The organism is Novosphingobium sp. BL-A-41-Hi4B-X5A (assembly GCF_055521705.1).
The window spans coordinates 167,768-184,700 of sequence record NZ_JBVFVT010000003.1 but is presented as its reverse complement, the minus strand read 5'-3'; the positions used below and the strand labels follow the sequence as shown (position 1 = coordinate 184,700).

Sequence of the window (16,933 nt, the reverse complement as noted above, 5' to 3'; positions counted from 1 at the left end):
CGAAGCGCAAGCGATTGAAAGGGAATATAGAAATGGCGGCAACCACCACCCACTTCCGAGTCGGCAACGGCGACATGACCCTCGTCGAACTGGAAAGCGGACGCACGATCCTGATCGACATACGCATCCGCGCCGATGCGGATGATCCCGATGGCGAGGCGGCCGATGTCGCGGCGCAGCTGCGCAGCAGGCTCAAGACAGATGCGGCCGGTCGCCTCTATGTCGACGCCTTCCTGCTGACACATCCCGATGCCGACCACGTCACCGGTCTGCGCAACCATTTCCACCTCGGGACGCCAGAAAGCTGGTCGAAATCCAACGACAAGATACTCATCCGCGAAATGTGGTCCTCGCCGATCATCTTTCGCCGCGCGAACCGCAAGTCGCATGTGCTGTGCGATGACGCCGCCGCGTGGGCGACGGAAGCACGGCGCCGGGTCGCCTATTTCAAGCACTGGGGGTTCGCGAATGCTGGCGACCGGATAAAGATCCTGGGCGAGGATATCGACGGCAAGACGGATGCTCTTGGTGCGATCCTGATCAACGTCGACGAGACCTTCTCGACGATCGACGGCGTCTATGACAGCAGCTTTTCGGCGCGGCTTTTGGGGCCGCTCCCGCCGGCGGACGATGCCGAGGAAGAGGTGCTATCGAAGAATGATTCGAGCGTCATCGTACAGCTGACGCTCGCGTCCGGCACCCAGCCGCAGGCCGCGCGCTATCTCGTCGGCGGCGACGCCGAGGTAGCGATCTGGGAGAGGTTGTGGGCGAAGCATAAGTGGACTCCCGACGTGCTGGCCTACGACATCCTTATCGCGCCGCACCATTGCTCGTGGCATAGCCTGTCGTGGGACAGCTGGTCCAAGAAAAGAGAGGAGGCGAAGGTGTCGCCCGACGCACGGTCCGCGTTGGGACAGGCCCGTCCGGGCGCGATCGTGATCGCCAGCTCCTGCCCCATCAAGGATGACGACAATGATCCGCCGTGCATCCGCGCGAAGCGCGAATATGTCGCGATGGTGAAACCGGTAGGGGGCGAGTTTCGTTGTGTTTCGGATGGCAGCGGCGATGAGCCGTTGGTGATCGAGACCAATTGGGCCGGCCCCAAGCTCAAGCGCGCCAGCCTGATCGCCGCCGGGCTGTATGCGACCGGGGTTGGCTCCGAGGCGCTGGCGCACGGGTGACCGCTTCGAGCGCAGCGCCCACGGCGCCGATCCCCATCCCGGTCGCCCGCGCGCTGCGCCAGGCCAGCGTGCATCCATCGGTCGTTCGTATAAATATCGACGCCTGTGCAGGCGGCGAGATCGCCTGCGCGATCGACATTCGCACCGAGATGCCGGCAACGTGGCGCGCGGTCGGCCAGAGCCCTGCCGGGGTCAGGGTGGTCGAAACGGTGATACTGAAGTTCCCATCGCTCTATCCCTTGTCGGCGCCGGCCGTCGAACTGCGGGCCGATTTCGATCGGTCACATCCGCACCTCAACCCAGCGCGCGCCGGTGCGGCGCCGGTCCCCTGCCTCGTCGCAGGAAGTCCGCGCGAACTGATCCAGACGCGCGGGTTCATCGGGTTGATCGATCAGCTGGTCGAGTGGCTGGAAAAGGCTTCCGCGCTTGAGCTCAACAACCCCGCGGCGGGCTGGGAGGCGGTCCGGCGCGACCATATCCACGACGTCGCGGTCGTCGATTCAGCAGCCTTGCATGCTTTGGTCGAGCGCAAGGGCGGCGCCGCCTATATGATGAGCGCGTACATCTACACCCGCGGAGAGATCGGCCATTATCGGCTGCATATTCCGGTCGAACCGCGCCCGTTCGGCCCGAACGACACCCGGTTATTTGCGCGGCGAGGCTTCAGGCCCAACGAGGACAGCGGCATGGGCCTTGCGATTGCGGCCTGGGCTGGCAGGGCACCTGACGGTCAGCTGCAGGTGGCCGATCGCTATCGGCCCGAGGACGTCGCAACGCTGGCCGATCTGCGGGCGCGTGCCGCAGATTATGGGTGCCTGGAGTTTCTCGATGCGAAGCTCAACCATGTCGCATCGCGCCTCACCGCGCAGCCGATCGACATCATTGTCCCGGTCGTGATGTTGCTGTTGCCGCGTCGGCCCTATCCCGTGGTCGGGACGGGAAGCATCATCGAGACCTGCGGCTATCTGGTTGAAGTCGGCAAGGGCGGCGACCTCCTCAATCCGCAAACCGCGGTTCGCCTATTGGGCCATCGTGATACCCCATCGGCTGCGGTGCTGCGGCGTACCTCGGGGGACGATCCTGCGGCACCCATTCTGCCATGGACGTTGATCGGTTGCGGCAGCGTGGGGTCGAAGCTCGCGCTCCACCTGACGCGAACCGGCCGCCCGCCGGGCGTCCTGGTTGATCGTGATCTCCTCGAGCCGCACAATTTCGCGCGGCATGCCGCGCTGCCCTTCGATGGCGAGCGGCATTCGCTATATATGATTTCGAAGACTTACAGCGTCGCAGAGATGGTGGCCAGTCTCGGCCCCGAACCAACGCGGCTCGACGTGGACGCGCTTGCACTGCCGCTCCACGCGGACGGCCGCACCGCGCTTTCGCCCACGGGGACGACCATGATCGTCAACACCACGGGTTCGGCGGTGGTCCGGGAAGCCTATGCGCATACGGATTGGGTTGACCGGCCGCGCCTCGTCGAGGCCTGCCTGCTGGGCGCGGGCAGAGCCGCGTTCCTGGGGATCGAAGGGCCGGGCGCAAATCCCAACGCCAGCGACCTGATGGCCGAGGCGTACAACGTCATCCGGGAGGACAACGAGCTTGCAGAGGTCATCTTCAGTGCCGAGGCGGAAGCGATCCAGATCGGTCAGGGTTGTTCGACGCTGTCCTTTAAGCTGTCAGACGCACAACTTTCGGCATGTACCGCATCCATGGCGATGGCGATCGCCGAGATCCAGCGTAACGCCTTACCGTTGTGCGGCGAGGTCCGCCTGGGGCGGCTGGGCGATGACGGAATGAGTCAGCACTGGTCACGGATTGCGATAGCGCCGTGGATCGTGGTGGAGCGAGCAACCCCTGATCAGCCAGCGATCCGGATTCATCCCCGGGTCGACGCCGCGATCGAGGCGGACATCAAGCGCTGGCAGAGCGTAGAGACCGGCGGTGTCTTGATCGGGCGCTATTCGCAGATCGGCAATTGCTTTCAGATTGTCGACGTCCTGCCGGCGCCGGAGGACAGCACACGGTCTCCGGCCGAATTTGTGCTCGGAACGCGCGGGCTCAAGGCGTTGATCGATGCAGTGGTTCAATCGAGCCGCGGAACGCTGCAGGTTGTCGGGACCTGGCACAGTCATCTGCAACCGGGTGGTCCATCCGGAACCGATGTCGCGACGGGCGCCATACTGGCAATGGCCCAGTTGGGTCCGCTGCTGATGTTGATTCATACACCCACCGGTTACACAGCATTGACGGCCGAAGCCGTGGGGGGGGCCGAAATACTGTCAATTGCGGCGGCGAATGGGAGGGATGGCGATGGCGATTGAAGCAATTATGAAGGAGCTTAATTTCGATCGCTATGATCGCAATGCGCGGTTGAGGCCGGCGCTGTTCACGATCCTCCCGATGTTGGTTTTGGTCGCGATCTGGTATCCGAAGATCTGGAGCCTGTTCGGCGCCTTGGCATCGCTGCTTGTTACCTGTGGCGTGACCTTTCTGTTGGCGCAGCTTGCGCGTCAACGTGGTCGCCGGCTTGAAGATCGCTGGAAGTCGGCGATTGGTCGATCGCATAGCGCTAAGCTCCTCAGCTACGACGATCCAACCCTGCCGGCGGCGACGAAGGCCCGTTACCATGCCTATCTCTCCAGCCACGGCGTTGTTCTGCCGACAGTGCAGCAGGAACGACGCGACGCCGCAAAAGCGCATGATCAATATTTGTCGGCGGTTATCTGGCTGCTCGAACATACGCGGCAGAATGCGAGCAAGTCGCTGCTGCTCGACGAGAACATAGCTTATGGTTTCCGGCGAAATCTGAGGGGTCTCAAGCCGTTCGCGCTCATCATCTTGGCCGTCGCGCTCGCTGCCGATGTTGCACTCGTCTGGTGGGGTGGATGGACATCGCCAAAGCTCGAGACGGGGGTCGTGCTCGGCGGAGGGCTGGCATTGGTGGCGCTGATCTGGATATTCTATATCACCAAGCCATTCGTCGAGGATGCCTCACTCGCTTACGGTCAGCGGCTGCTGGCACAATGCGAGCTTACCGGTGCCACTGCTTACGCGCAGGTGCTGTCGGGCAGCTAGTGCAGATCAGCGGCAAATCACGCGAACGGAAGACTCAATGGACAATACAGGAACAGAACTTGTGAGACGGCTTGAATGCCGAGAGAGTCAACCAAGTTGAACGGAACATGCTGAAGGGCGATCGGGGGCCATAATGCGTATCGATATTCATGACGTGGGCCACGGCGGCTGCACGGTGATTTCCGGGCCTCAAGGTCATCGTCTGATGCTTGATTGCGGCCTCAGCGTCGAACGGGCCTGGTTTCCATCAGTAGCCTATCATGGCAAGCGCATCGACACGCTGGTGCTAATGAACCTCGACGAAGATCATTGCGAGGATCTGCCCTATGTATGGCGAAACTGTCCGCTCGGTGCAATTGTCAGCAATTCAACGGTCAGCGCCGGCGCGCTCCGATCAATGAAGGCCGAGTGCGGGATGCGCGATGGCGTTAACGCGGCGACCGCCATCCTCCAGCATTTCGGGGACGGTATGATCGGCGACTGGTCGCATAACCTCGGCGGCGTGCAGTGGCACGCCTTCTGGAACTGCTATGGCATCGACTTCGACGACACCAACAATCTCAGCCTCGCCGTATTCGTATGCTTCGGCGGTTTCACCATATTGTTCGGCGGGGATCTCGAACGTGCCGGCTGGCGTAAGCTGCTTGAACGCCCTGCCTTCCGCGCGATGCTACCGACCGTCAACGTCTATGTCGCTTCGCACCACGGCCGCGAGAATGGCTGCTGTGATGAACTCTTCCGGCTCTGCCGGCCGCAACTCGTCATCTTCTCCGATGGTCCCAAGCAATATGGCACCCAAGAAACCCTCGGCTGGTATGCGAACCGGGCGATCGGAATCCCCGACTGGTCGAAGCCCGCAGAATCGCTCCGGCAGCCGCTTCGCCGCGTTATGACCACGCGGCGCGACGGAACGCTCACCATCGATGTCACGGCCGAGGGCAACTATCTCGTCACGCCCTCGAAGCGCCTGCTCGCGCCCCAGCCGGCGGCGCTTGGCCAGGTCTTCGGACTGCCCGCGCCGAACACGCTCGCCGGTTTCGTCGGGCGCTAGCCGGGCGGATACGGTAAAGGGGTTCGATCCTTCCGAGATCATCGGCATCATCGCGCCGGGAACGTTGTTCCGCTGCTGCTCGCGCACCCGGCACGCCCATCTCCGTGCGAGCTCACGCAAATGGCGGCGTGTTCTCCCGACTGTCGGCTCCCCGTCACGCTGCCTCCTCGTGGACATCGGCGTCATCTGACGCTTCCCTTTCGGCCAATTGCGCTAGAAGGTTCTGGTCGGAATTGTGTGGAAGAAAAGCCGCACGAGTCGCGGCATTGAGGCAGTCGCCGACCGAGCCCTCCGATGAGGAGACCATGCGTCTGAGGCCTTCGAGCCTGTTGCAGGCATTCACAAAACGCTGCTGAATCGCAACGTCAGTGGGCACGGGGATCGATATCTGCGCGAGCTGCTCGTAATAGAGCCTGAAGCGGACAGAACCCTTCGTTTTGAGGTTGATCTCGTGCCTTCCAGCCTCGCTGCGTAGGTAATGATAGACGTACTCCGGCAGAAGATCGGGACTGCAGTAAAAAACAACATAATCGGGACTGGTGATGCCTTCCTGCGATGAATCCCGGACAACGCCGATCGAGCCGATGTTGATGCGCATGGGGTTGTAGGCAAGGTAACCGGTTCTCAAAACCTTGTAACGTCCGGGCGATTTGCCAATCGCCGTCTTAGGACTCGTCAGGCCCTCTTCGGCGGAAACGCCGACGAGGGTGAGTTCGTCGCTGTAATCACTGCCAATGCGTTCATCGGAATCAGCTGTATATTTGCCAATCAACTCAAGGGGAGCTTCGCTTAAGAGCTTGAGCGTCTCGTCAAGGTCTGCATGGATTGAGTCGGCTTCGTCCGCGAATGACCGCAGTTGCGCGGCGAGCACCGAAAGATCGCCGCGATCCTCCAGTGACACGAGCTGGCGCCGCGGATTCTTGATGTCGAGATTGAGGTTCGCGTCCAGCTCCGAGCGTTTGACCGACCACGAGCTTTCCGTTTCCTTGCGGGTTTCGATCAACTCCTTGAGCGGCTCCATCCACTCGTAGAGCAGCGGCTTTGTCTTGCTGAGTGTGTAGCCAAGGGGTAGCGAAGGCTCGCAATAGAAAATCTCGTCGGCGGGCTCGCCCCGCTCGAAGATGATGATGTTCGACTTGATGTCCGTGTAAGGCGCAAAGACGTTGTGCGGCAGCCGAACGATTACCTTGATCCTGAAATCCGCAAGCAGGTTTTCCCGGATGCGAGTGGCAACACCGGGAGCTGACAGGGTGCCATTGGGCACGACAACCGCCGCCCGCGCGGGCCGCCCCGCGATCGTAAGCTGGCGCCTCAGCTTGCGCATGATGAGCTGAAGAAAGAGCAGCGTCGTCTCCGCGGTCTTGCGATCGTCGGGGAAATTTCCCTGAATCCCTTTTTCCTCCTCGCCGCCGAAGGGCGGATTGGTGAGGATCACATCGACCCGATCCTTTTCGCCTATCTCGGAGAGCTTGAAGCGGAGCGCGTTACCGGGATCGATCTGCGGCGCGTCGAGGCCGTGCAGAAGCAAGTTCATCTGGCAAAGCAAGTAGGGCAGCGATTTTGGCTCGCAGCCCACGATGGTCTCAGATTGCAGGCGATTACGATCAGCGACGGTCTTCACCTGTTTTTCAAGGTGAGTGTAGGCCTCGACCAGGAAGCCGCCCGTGCCGCTCGCAGGATCGAGGACGATCTCGCCAAGACGCGGATCGATGACATCGATCATGAAGCGGACGACGGCGCGTGGTGTGTAGAACTCGCCCGAATCTCCCGCCGCATCGCGCATCTCGCGGAGCATCGACTCATAGAGCGCGCCCAGCGTGTGCAACTCCTCTGACGATGTAAAATGTATTGCGCCGATCTTGTTGATTACGTCACGGAGCAGGTAGCCGCTTCTCATGCGGTTATCGACGCCTCTAAAGACGGTCGCGATGACGTCACGGCGATTGTCGCCATTTGTACTGGAGAGCGAGCGCAGATAGGCGAATAGGCCCGGCCCCCGCGTTCCGTCGGGTCGGATAGCTTCATCGTTGTTGATGAAAGCGAGCAGCTCTTCACCGGTGATACCCTGGGGATGCGCAGCCCAGTCCCGCCATCGGTATGGCGGTTCGATCGCGGCTTTGAACTTCTTGTCTCCGAGGAGCGCCTCGTCCTCGCGCTGCTGCTCAAGATCATCGAGGAACTTGAGAAACATGATCCAGGTGAGCAGGGGCAACCGGTCAAGATCGCCGTTAAGCCCCTTGTCCTTGCGCATTATATCGCGCGCGGATTTGAGCAGACTTCCCAGCATCTGCGCCGTCGTCATCGGCGCGCCGTTCTTGCCGGCTTTCTTCTTACGCGTGGCCATAAAGCAATTCCTGAAGGTCATTCACGGCTGTGCGGAGCTGATCGGCACCGCCGAACAGCCTGATAATTTCCGCGGGTTGGCCGTGGGTGGAAATGGGAGGGACGCGCAGAACGTCCGGCAACACGAATTGCGCATCACCATGATCCGCGTATTTCTCGAGCAGCTCATCAAGAATTTCGCGGGCTTCTGGCGAAAACCGCTCAAAGAAATCCTTCCGCTCCATCTTCACGCGCTGCGCGCGCTCCCGTCGGGTTCGCAACGGCGCGTTAAAGGCAAGATGGCAAAGGAGGTCGAACGGGTCAGCGTCCGGCTGGCCTGATTGTTCGATCAGCTCGCCGAAGTCGATCCCGCGCTCGGCGAGCGCCTCAATGATGTCACGGCGCTTGTCCGCGTCGGCCCAGCGCGAGCGCAGCTCCGCCGTTGATGTTGCGATCGACCGGACGCTTTCGGCGGCATAGTCGGTGTACTTGACGACCCTGAGCTGCTTGCCGTTGGGATCAAGCTCATGGACAAGGTGTGCCACCACTTCAACATGTCCGCCGTCGAAGTAAAACTTGCGGGGTTCGGTTGTGGAAGGCTCAATGATGCCAGGTTCCCCGTCCACCGGCACGTCAGTATCGCCCCCGGGCGGGGATTCCGTCTCCGTAACCGAAGTCGTCTCACCATCTTCGGTGATCTCTTCCTCTGTGATGCGCGCCGGATCGCCGTCAAACACCGGATCAGCGAACATCCGGGTCGCCGTCCCGGTGTAATCGATAATGTTGAACCACAGCTTGCCGTAATCATCGCGCAGCCGGGTGCCGCGTCCGATGATCTGCTTGAACTCACTCATTGATCCGACGACGCGGGCCAGCACGACATTCTTGCACGTCGGCGCGTCAACTCCCGTCGTCAGCAACTGCGATGAGGTCAGGATGACCGGCGTTTCCTTTTCAACGTCCTGAAAGCGCGAGAGGTGCCCTCGTCCGATGGCGCCTTCGTCGGCCGTCACACGGACCACGTAGTCGGGATATTGCGCGACCAGATCCGAGTTGAGGTTCACAAGGGCTTCGCGCATCTCGGCCGCGTGCTCCTGATCCACGCAGAAGACGATGGTTTTAGCGAAGCGATCCGTCTTTTTGAGGAAATCCGTGAGATGGCGCGCGATAGCCTCGGTGCGCGCGCGCAGTGCAACCACACGCTCAAAGTCCTTGGTCTGATACTCATCGTCAGGGATCGATCTGCCGTAGCGGTCAAGCTCCTCGTTGCTGGGGCGCCACCCGGCGGCATCCCACGCCGTCACAACCCGGTGCACACGATAGGGGGCGAGGAAGCCATCATCGATTCCCTGACGCAGACTGTACTCGTAAATGGGGTTTCCGAAGTAGAGATAGGTGTCGCGGTTATCATCGCGCAGCGGCGTCGCCGTCATGCCCAGCTGAAAGGCCGGCTTGAAATGCTCAAGGATCGCGCGCCAGGAACTGTCATTACGCGCGCTGCCACGATGGCATTCGTCCACGATGATAAGGTCAAAGAAGTCCGACGGGTAATCTCGGAACAGGCCTTCACGGCGCTCATCCTCGGCGAGCGCCTGATAGATGGCAAAATACATCTCGCGGCTGAAGACGATTTCGCCGGAGGCGATCTTGTGGCGCGCATCGCCGAACGGCGCGAACGTCTTGTCCTTGGGATCGTCGATCAGAATATTCCGGTCGGCAAGGAAGAGAATTCGCGGCTTACGGTGCTCGCCTGTCCGGTTCCAGCGGCTTGACCAGAGTTTCCAGCATAACTGGAACGCAACGACGGTTTTCCCGGTGCCTGTCGCCATGGTGAGGAGCACGCGTTTCTTGCCGCCTAGGATTGCCTCAATGGTACGGTTGATGGCGATCTGCTGATAGTAGCGCGGCGCCTTACCCCCGTCGTGATTGTAGGGCGCAAGAAGCTGGGAGACCTGCGATATGCCCGTGATGCCCGATCCGGTCTGATAGCGCTGCCACAACTCGTCCGGAGTAGGATAGGCCGAGATCCGGTTTTCACGCCCAGTAAAATAATCGATCTCGATGATGTCCGCGCCGTTGGTCGCATACGCGAACTTCAGACCGAGCATCTCAGCATATTCGCGCGCCTGCTGCACGGCGTCGAAGGCGGTTCTGTAACTCGCTTTCGCTTCGACAACGGCTATCGGAAAGTCGCGCGTGTGACGCAGAAGGTAGTCCACGCGCTTTGGAGGTTTTCGGATAAAGCCCTTGCCCATGGGAATGACGCGGCCATCCGTAATGCTGCGCTGTTCCGCAATTGAATGCGGGTCGTTATCCCACCCGGCCGCCTGGAGCTTGGGAACGACATGCTTGCGGCAGGTGTCAGCCTCATTGCCCATGTGCCGTCCCCTTGCCATGCGACGGCCTAGGCCCCTTATGTTTGCTCGAAAGCGGCTCGTGGGCGCTTACGTACTCTCTCATGAACTCCCGCAGAACTTGGGCTGCAGGCCTGTCTTGGCCGCGACACGCCTCCACAAACGCCTCGCGGAGTTCGCGGTCAATCCGGATTCTCAGCCCTGCATCCTTGGTCTTCATGGGATCCGGTGTAACCAAAGGATACACAAATGGGTAGCGAGAAATCTAATTAGTCGAAGCCTATGACGTTGCGATTGATCATAACGAAGGTCGGCCATCAGGCCTGAATTTCAGGCGCGAACGACTGAGATTTTGGCGGTTGTCGACATTTGTAAATGCAGAGGCAGAAGACGCCCACCGTCATATGGGAGCTAACCCAGTCCTTAGTATTGCCCCATATCACACGGGTGGGTTGATGTCGGCCCAATAGGTGACTTCTTCCAGGATATGCATGCTTTCGGGATCTTCCCAGCCTTCGCGGTCGCTATCCCATCGCCCGATCACAGGGAGGTCAACCTCCCAGAGCAGCAAGCGACGGCCGTCTTTCCGGTCTTCCGGCAAAGTGCCGATCGGCTCCCAAGGGATGTGCTTGGCGGTGATCATGCAAGTTCCCTCGCTCGATTCCATTGGTCCCGCATTTAGCCCATCTTTGTGCAGGCACGAAACCCAGCTGGTTGCCAACCTGTCGGGTTTCGGCAGCCCGCCTGAGAACAGCAGCTTTTCGGTGCGTTCGGCTTTTGACGCCAGACTTCTGTGCGTGAGCGGCCACTCGCTTGTGGATGCTGGCACTGATTTAACATATATCAACACCAATTCGTGTCTTGTGTCCTAGTTTCAATGGTTTGCAGGCGATAAACCTGTCCATTGTGTTTCGCTCATAATTTGGACGATCAAGGGAGTTGGAAGTGCAAGACGCCGTAGGCGGCTCACTTCCTACTCGCTTGATCGTAACCCGATCGCAGCGTGACGGTTCAGTCTTCAGAGGAGGGCAGCGGCTCGGGCGACTGTCCCGGTGATACGCGAGCTAGGACAGCCGTGTAGAGCTGACGCCAGTGTTCCGCCTTACCGCGCTCACGCTCGGCCGTTCGGTCCGCCTTAGCCCTTTCGGCACGGGCATCCCGGAGCTCGGTCTCAAGGCGCTCGATCTTGTTGCGGAGTGCCGCTTCGATGTGCCGATATTCCTCGGGCGTTCGCAGCGGGACCTTCTTGCCGTCTATCACCTCGGTTTCCGCGCGGGTTTCGACGCGTTCCTCGCCGATCTCGTCGGCGAAGTTGTTGTAGAGGTACTGGCGGCTGACCTTTGCTTCACGTGCCACCGAGACGAACGTCACAGCCTGCCTGGTGTCGCGCAGCCGCATGATCGCATCCTCGACTGCAGCGCGCTTCTCTGCGCTACGACGGCTGCGGGCATCGTTGAGTGTTGCGATCCGCAGATCCGGTCCCATGGTCATGACGTCGCTTCCTCTCGAGCAGTGGCCGGCCTGTAGCGCTGCTTTTCACCCTTGTAGAGGCCGTGCTCCTCGATGGAGCGGATGATGGTGTCGGTGTTGTGGACCGCATCCTTATTGCGTTGCAGGCGCTTGCGCGTGATGTCGGCCATGCGGGTCTGTCCGCCTTCCTCGTAGTTCTGCGCTTCCTGCTCGAGCCCTTCGATCGCGGCGTAAAGTCCGGCCCGTTCACAGCGGAAGTGCTCCACGTCGCCGCCATCGGCGCGGAAGAACCGGCAGGTCAGGCAGGCGTGGGCGTGCTCGCACCATTCGCCGAGTTGCCCTGGCAGCGTGCAGGCGCCGCCGCAGACCCGCGTGGCCAGCATGGTTTCCTTGCGCAGCAGGAGATCGCCGACCGCTTCGTCGACCTTGCCCGCGATTGTGAAGAACTGGCCGCCACCCTTTCGCAGCAAGGCGTTCTTCTTGAGATCGAGACGCTTGTTGACGTACATCGACGCCATATCCGGCGAGGCATGGCCGAGCTCGAACATGATGCTCAGGATGTCGTGGCCTTCGGCCGCCATTTGTGTCCCTCGATGGTGGCGCAACGGATGCCATGAGAAGTCGAACGGCTTGCCTTCGCCATCGACGATCCCGTGCCTGAGGCACAGCATCCTGAGCTCCTGCAAGGTCCAGTTGTAGCCGAGGAACGATTCCCGCTTGCCGTAAAAGACGGGGAACAGGTATTTCGTGGCGCGCCCGTAACGCTGCCGGACGCGATCCTGCTGGGCTTCGATCAACTCGATCATGGCCCGGTGCGCGGGATCGGTCGCCAGCAAGGGCTTGGTGTTCCAGCGGCTGACCTTGTTCTGCCAGAACGTGAACAGCATGAACCGCTTGTCGTGCGGATCGGGCCGCAGGCAGTCGAAGAGCAAGGCATGCAGGTCTTCGGCTCGCGCACCGGTGGTGATCCCGATCATGAAGATTACCGGGATAGGGGCAGGCAGTTCATCGAGCCTGGCCATCATCGCGGCCAAGGCCTCAGGAGGCGCCGCCCGGTTGGCGCCCTCTCGCGAAGCGTAGAGCCGGTTGCGCGGGTCATCCGGTGCCTGCTTGTAACGGATGCGCCGCGCCGCGCGCTTGTCGAGCGCGATCCGCGGCCATTCCCCCGGCAGTAGCACCGGTGCTGCCCGCATCAGTTGGACGATGTCGGTGTACCAGTTCTTGCCGGCGGCATTGCGCGCGTTTCCCCATGCAAGATAGCGCTCCATCGTTAGTTCGTTGATCTTCGCAGGACCAGCGACGGATTCTTCGTGGAGGAACTGCGCAAACAGCCGTAACCGAGATCGCATCGCGATCACCGTTCTTGGCGCAAATTCCCCATGTGCGACCTTGTCGAGCAGGAAGCCGCGCATCAGCGGGCGCAGCCACGGCTCGAAGTTCAGGAAGTTGATATAGGTGTCGCTTCGCCGTTGCCGATCGCGGAAGCGTGTGTCCTCCTCGCTGTAGAGATCGTTGAGCAGGATGATGTCGCGGTCATGCATCGGTGCCATCTGCGCCCGGTTGATGATCGCGAAGCGATGGATATCACCGAACAGCTGCACTTCCGGTGAGCGGAACTCGCTGGTGACGATCTTGCCGCCCCGGATCCACTGGCGGGTCTGGCTTTGCCTGCGCCGTCCATAATTCGCGCCATACCAGGCGGCGTAGCACTCCAGCACTGCATCGTTGTGGTGGTTCCGTTTGCGCGCACCCTCGTCATCTGATGGCGCGAAGCCGGGGTGAGGGATGTCGGCAAGGCAGCCCGCCTCAAAGTGACCAAGCAGGTCCGCGCCTTCCTCTACCAGATAGCGGATCACCGGGATCCGGCGCTGGAACCAGTGGGCGTCCGCCTTGCGATCGTCGAGAACGGATACCGCCAGGTAAGCCTTGATCTCGTTGGTGAGTACCGGAACCGCAGCCTGAAGCGGCAAGCTTGCGTATGTCTGGCTCAGCCAGGGATGGCCGAACACCTCACCCATCATGGCGTCCGACCAAATGGGATTGGCGACGAGGAGGGGGGATATCTCCGCGAGGCGCCCCTCAAGCCAGTTGTTGTAGCGATCGGTATCGTGCGGCGTGCCGCCGACGAGCGCCAGCGGCGTCAGGCCCATCGCAGATCCTTTCCGAGCAGCTCAGCCTCGCGAAGTTTCTCAAGCCTTTCATGCACCTCGTCGGGTCCTGTGAGGTAAAGCCTGCGGATTTCCGAGGCGAACAGGTGCTGATAGAACGCCGCTGTCGTTTGCGGGCTGGCATGCCCGAGCCGGTCGGCCACTTCGAGCAGGCTGTATCCCGCCGCGATCGCCTCGGATGCATGGCTGTGGCGGAACATGTGCCAGCTGAAGGCGATATGGGTGCGCTGCTCCAGCAGGCCCGCGAGCTTCTGCGCGTAGGACAGGCTCATGGCGTGCCCGATGACGCCGGCTTTGACATTGGTGAAGACGTACTCGGCGCCGGACTCGAAGGCTGGCAGATATTCGTCGCTGGTGATGTAATCGACGTACATGTTGAGCACGTAGTCGTGCACCGGCACACCGCGCGTCCGGCCCGATTTCGCACGGGCCTCATTGGCATTGTCTTCGCGCGGAACGACCCAGATGACCTTTTCGGCGAGATCGATATCGACATGGCGCAGGCCCAGCGCTTCACCGATCCTAAGGCCGGTGTTGTAGAGCAGCACGACCAGGAAGGCGTCGCGCGCGAGCCCGCAGGCCTCGATCAGCCGCAGAACCTCGCTCGGCGTCAGCCGCTTCTTGAGCACCTGCTGCTGGACCCGGCCGGGATCGCCCGAGAGATAACGGTCTTTGCGCCGTGTCGTCCGTCGCTGGCTGATATGCTCAAGGAACGGCTTGTAGATCCGGTGGCCGTCATAGGCCTTTGTGACCTCGGTCGTATCGACCGCGAAGTCGTCAGTGCCGTTGTAAAAGCGGTAGAACGATTTGACCGCGAGCTGGATCTGGTTGCGCGTCGATGGTGCCAGAATCCGCGTTTCCTGCTTGCGTAGCAGGATCAGCCGAGGACTTGGCAGCGCATCCTTTCGGCGGGCAAGCCGCCAGGCAAGGAAGCTGTCATACAGCGCAACCGTGGCTTCATGGATGCCGGCGCCGTTTGCGCCGAGGAAGCTAGCGAAGTCCACAACGTGGCGAACATAAGCGCGGATCGTGTTTGGTGACGCATGGGTCTGTTCGAGATGGACGATCCAGTGACGAAGGCACTCGACGACATCGCCGTCATCATCCAATACCGTCCACGACCGGCGACCGCCGGGCATTTCGATGCGCGCAGCCTGCCAGGGCGTCGTAGCGAACGGAGTGGACACGGTCGCTGATACTGTTGAAAGACCCCCGTGACTGCAAGCCTTTCGCCATCACACTGGACACAGTTTACATGGACAGTTATGGTATCGGTATTAACATAATATATATTATCAGATTTTTATCGTTGTATAACAATCACTTATGGCCGCACCTCCACAAGCAGGCAGCCATCATCTGCCAAGACTAAGCTTCAGGCATCACTCTTTTCATATAGGTATCGAATAACGGCACTGTGAACGCCGTGTCCCCATGAGCAGGACTATAGAGCATACCCTTTGCAATCAGACTGTTGCGGGTCGGTGCGACGCTCGAGACTTTCACCCCCATAGCTTCAGCGACATCGCCTGATCGATGCGGACCAGGACCCAAGCTTGCCATTGCGCGGAGATATCGCTTTTCTGCCGGCGTCAGCCTGTCAAAACGCACACGGAAGAAGCTCGCATCCAGTTCGGCCAGTGCGCTTTTTGTAGCAACTGCGATATCGGCGGCGGTGATCGGTGAAGCATCAGCAACATCCCACCCATGCTTTCCCCACTCCTGAAGGAAATACGGATACCCCTGGGTTTGCGCCAAAATTGCATCCAAAGCCGCATTTTCGATGGACTCCTTTTCGCGCGCGATTGGCAGACGGATGGCGTCCCGCGCCGCCTCGTCATCCAGCGGACCTACGGCGATGAATTCAAACAGACGCTCTGCATAGGATTTTGCTCGCCCCATTTGCCCCAGAAGCTGAGGCAAACCAGCTGCCAGCATGGTTACCGGTAGCTGTCTCTGACTGGCTCGATGGAGCGCGCTAATCAATGCCGCGAGCTGTTCCTCTGGCACATATTGCAGTTCGTCGATCACCAGGACGACCGCAGTTTTTCGTTCCTGGGCGGCCTCTCCCACGGCGACAATCAGATCGGCCAGGTCGGTCTCGAGGTCGCCACTGTCCGCAAGGCCCGGCTCGGGTTCGAAATCCAGCGCGACCTCAAGATCATCATATTTGACCTTGAGCTTCGCGAATCCCGCCAGCGCTTGCAGAGCGCGCTTCACGCCGGCCGAAGCTTGTTTTAACCGATCGAGACGCAGCAGTGCCGCCCGTAACGCAGGAACCAATATCCCCGGCAACGATCGGTTTTCAGGAGCTTCTATCGCGACTACGGCCATCCCTTCGCGCTCCGCAGCATCCCGCATGGTGGCGAGAAGAACGGTTTTTCCTACCCCTCGCAAACCGTACAGGATGCTCGGTCGGGCTGCTCGCGCCATGCGGATCCGGTCAAGAGCTACGGCGTTGCGTTCCAGCAATGCACCGCGTCCCGCGAGTTCAGGCGGCGGTGTACCTGCGCCGGGCGCAAAGGGGTTTCTACGAGCATCCATAGCGAGGTTATGGCAGTTTATATTTTTTCTGTAAACTTACTAATCTCTCTTGATATCTGCCTCGGCCGGTCTGCGAGCGAACTCATCCATTACGGGCGGCGCCGATCTTTAAGACGAGGTCGCCCATCCATCCGGGCATCTCGGCCCTGGCCTGGGCAAGCATCCGCATGTCGCGATCATCGAGGCGGGCGGCGAAGTGCCGGATCTTGTCGCTGTCGATATTGTCCTTCCCCAGATGCGCGAGCGCCTGCACGACCGCGTTGACCGAGTCAGGCGCATTGTCGATCACCGGTGCGCGGCTGTGCTTGAGCGTCAGGCTGCGCCCGCCCGCTTGCCTGACCCGGGTCCGCCCGGTCGTGGCATAGCTGGCCCGGGCGGGAACCTGGGTCGATAGCCCGAGCCTGTTCGCCGCCGCCGCGCCCGACGGCGCGAGCTTGTCCCCGCTCTGCGTCGAGAGGGCCTTGGCGACATTGGCGGGATCGGGACTGAGCGCACCGAGCTTGTCATGCTTGCGCGGATAGTCATAAAGACCCCGGCCGATGCGCCGGATGTCGCCGGATGTCGCGAGGCGCGACAGCGCCATGTCGACCGACCCACGCGTCCCGAAGTCGACGAAGCTCTTGGGCGTGAACACCCAGCCACGGCCCTTGCCCCGCACGCGCTTCATGATCCGATCGGCTACCGCAGACATTGACTGTGCTCCTACCCGTTAGATAATAGCACGCTTTTTTCTAACAAGCCAGAAGCGCGTATCAGCGCCTAAATCAG

General features: G+C 60.8%; 13 protein-coding genes. 4 read left to right on the top strand and 9 right to left on the bottom strand.

Features of this window, described 5'->3' with window-relative positions:
- Nucleotides 1–32: 32 nt before the first annotated feature.
- The 4 genes from ACZ1JY_RS20590 (at nucleotide 33) to ACZ1JY_RS20575 (ending at nucleotide 5,307) form a co-directional block, all read left to right on the top strand.
- The gene (locus ACZ1JY_RS20590; RefSeq protein ID WP_086491641.1) at nucleotides 33–1,181 is read left to right on the top strand and encodes a ComEC/Rec2 family competence protein; all 1,149 of its coding nucleotides are present in this window, start codon (nucleotides 33–35) and stop codon (nucleotides 1,179–1,181) included.
- The gene (locus ACZ1JY_RS20585) at nucleotides 1,178–3,502 is read left to right on the top strand and encodes a Mov34/MPN/PAD-1 family protein (RefSeq protein WP_167381849.1); all 2,325 of its coding nucleotides are present in this window, start codon (nucleotides 1,178–1,180) and stop codon (nucleotides 3,500–3,502) included. The genes ACZ1JY_RS20590 and ACZ1JY_RS20585 overlap by 4 nt, the downstream gene beginning before the upstream one ends.
- The gene (locus tag ACZ1JY_RS20580) at nucleotides 3,492–4,256 is read left to right on the top strand and encodes a hypothetical protein (RefSeq protein ID WP_222886772.1); all 765 of its coding nucleotides are present in this window, start codon (nucleotides 3,492–3,494) and stop codon (nucleotides 4,254–4,256) included. Before ACZ1JY_RS20585 ends, ACZ1JY_RS20580 begins: the two co-directional genes overlap by 11 nt.
- A gap of 133 nt (nucleotides 4,257–4,389) precedes the next feature.
- Nucleotides 4,390–5,307: a ComEC/Rec2 family competence protein gene (locus ACZ1JY_RS20575; RefSeq protein ID WP_143840425.1), complete on the top strand. Its 918-nt coding sequence runs from the start codon at nucleotides 4,390–4,392 to the stop codon at nucleotides 5,305–5,307.
- Between the two features lie 154 nt (nucleotides 5,308–5,461).
- Here ACZ1JY_RS20575 and ACZ1JY_RS20570 read toward each other — a convergent pair whose 3' ends face one another.
- The 9 genes from ACZ1JY_RS20570 to ACZ1JY_RS20530 all read right to left on the bottom strand — a co-directional run bounded on the left by ACZ1JY_RS20570 (nucleotide 5,462) and on the right by ACZ1JY_RS20530 (nucleotide 16,856).
- Nucleotides 5,462–7,651 (bottom strand): N-6 DNA methylase, encoded by a 2,190-nt coding sequence (locus ACZ1JY_RS20570; protein WP_206046217.1) that lies wholly within the window; start codon nucleotides 7,649–7,651, stop codon nucleotides 5,462–5,464.
- The gene (gene hsdR, locus ACZ1JY_RS20565; RefSeq protein ID WP_030540901.1) at nucleotides 7,638–10,007 is read right to left on the bottom strand and encodes an EcoAI/FtnUII family type I restriction enzme subunit R; all 2,370 of its coding nucleotides are present in this window, start codon (nucleotides 10,005–10,007) and stop codon (nucleotides 7,638–7,640) included. The genes ACZ1JY_RS20570 and hsdR overlap by 14 nt, the downstream gene beginning before the upstream one ends.
- On the bottom strand, nucleotides 9,997–10,203 hold the full coding sequence (locus ACZ1JY_RS20560) for a hypothetical protein (protein ID WP_062734569.1): 207 nt from the start codon (nucleotides 10,201–10,203) through the stop codon (nucleotides 9,997–9,999). The genes hsdR and ACZ1JY_RS20560 overlap by 11 nt, the downstream gene beginning before the upstream one ends.
- A gap of 219 nt (nucleotides 10,204–10,422) precedes the next feature.
- Nucleotides 10,423–10,626, bottom strand: coding sequence for a hypothetical protein (locus ACZ1JY_RS20555; protein WP_030540902.1), 204 nt, complete (start codon nucleotides 10,624–10,626; stop codon nucleotides 10,423–10,425).
- Between the two features lie 368 nt (nucleotides 10,627–10,994).
- A complete protein-coding gene (locus ACZ1JY_RS20550) occupies nucleotides 10,995–11,474 on the bottom strand; it encodes a hypothetical protein (protein ID WP_011445585.1) in 480 nt (159 codons plus the stop codon).
- Nucleotides 11,471–13,603, bottom strand: coding sequence for a tyrosine-type recombinase/integrase (locus ACZ1JY_RS20545; RefSeq protein WP_010890943.1), 2,133 nt, complete (start codon nucleotides 13,601–13,603; stop codon nucleotides 11,471–11,473). Before ACZ1JY_RS20545 ends, ACZ1JY_RS20550 begins: the two co-directional genes overlap by 4 nt.
- On the bottom strand, nucleotides 13,594–14,808 hold the full coding sequence (locus tag ACZ1JY_RS20540) for a tyrosine-type recombinase/integrase (RefSeq protein WP_010890944.1): 1,215 nt from the start codon (nucleotides 14,806–14,808) through the stop codon (nucleotides 13,594–13,596). The genes ACZ1JY_RS20545 and ACZ1JY_RS20540 overlap by 10 nt, the downstream gene beginning before the upstream one ends.
- A 181-nt stretch (nucleotides 14,809–14,989) precedes the next feature.
- Nucleotides 14,990–16,165: an AAA family ATPase gene (locus ACZ1JY_RS20535; protein ID WP_030540903.1), complete on the bottom strand. Its 1,176-nt coding sequence runs from the start codon at nucleotides 16,163–16,165 to the stop codon at nucleotides 14,990–14,992.
- 82 nt (nucleotides 16,166–16,247) lie between these two features.
- On the bottom strand, nucleotides 16,248–16,856 hold the full coding sequence (locus ACZ1JY_RS20530) for a DUF6088 family protein (protein ID WP_030540904.1): 609 nt from the start codon (nucleotides 16,854–16,856) through the stop codon (nucleotides 16,248–16,250).
- Between the last annotated feature and the right edge of the window lie 77 nt (nucleotides 16,857–16,933).

What these genes read in the sequence shown, in the direction of transcription:
- ACZ1JY_RS20590 (WP_086491641.1), top strand. Translation starts at nt 33, where the DNA reads ATGGCGGCAACCACCACCCACTTCCGAGTCGGCAACGGCGACATGACC.
- ACZ1JY_RS20535 (WP_030540903.1), bottom strand. Translation starts at nt 16,165, where the DNA reads ATGGATGCTCGTAGAAACCCCTTTGCGCCCGGCGCAGGTACACCGCCG.
- ACZ1JY_RS20560 (WP_062734569.1), bottom strand. Translation starts at nt 10,203, where the DNA reads ATGAAGACCAAGGATGCAGGGCTGAGAATCCGGATTGACCGCGAACTC.
- ACZ1JY_RS20575 (WP_143840425.1), top strand. Translation starts at nt 4,390, where the DNA reads ATGCGTATCGATATTCATGACGTGGGCCACGGCGGCTGCACGGTGATT.
- ACZ1JY_RS20580 (WP_222886772.1), top strand. Translation starts at nt 3,492, where the DNA reads ATGGCGATTGAAGCAATTATGAAGGAGCTTAATTTCGATCGCTATGAT.
- ACZ1JY_RS20570 (WP_206046217.1), bottom strand. Translation starts at nt 7,651, where the DNA reads ATGGCCACGCGTAAGAAGAAAGCCGGCAAGAACGGCGCGCCGATGACG.
- ACZ1JY_RS20550 (WP_011445585.1), bottom strand. Translation starts at nt 11,474, where the DNA reads ATGACCATGGGACCGGATCTGCGGATCGCAACACTCAACGATGCCCGC.
- ACZ1JY_RS20555 (WP_030540902.1), bottom strand. Translation starts at nt 10,626, where the DNA reads ATGATCACCGCCAAGCACATCCCTTGGGAGCCGATCGGCACTTTGCCG.
- ACZ1JY_RS20545 (WP_010890943.1), bottom strand. Translation starts at nt 13,603, where the DNA reads ATGGGCCTGACGCCGCTGGCGCTCGTCGGCGGCACGCCGCACGATACC.
- ACZ1JY_RS20530 (WP_030540904.1), bottom strand. Translation starts at nt 16,856, where the DNA reads ATGTCTGCGGTAGCCGATCGGATCATGAAGCGCGTGCGGGGCAAGGGC.
- hsdR (WP_030540901.1), bottom strand. Translation starts at nt 10,007, where the DNA reads ATGGGCAATGAGGCTGACACCTGCCGCAAGCATGTCGTTCCCAAGCTC.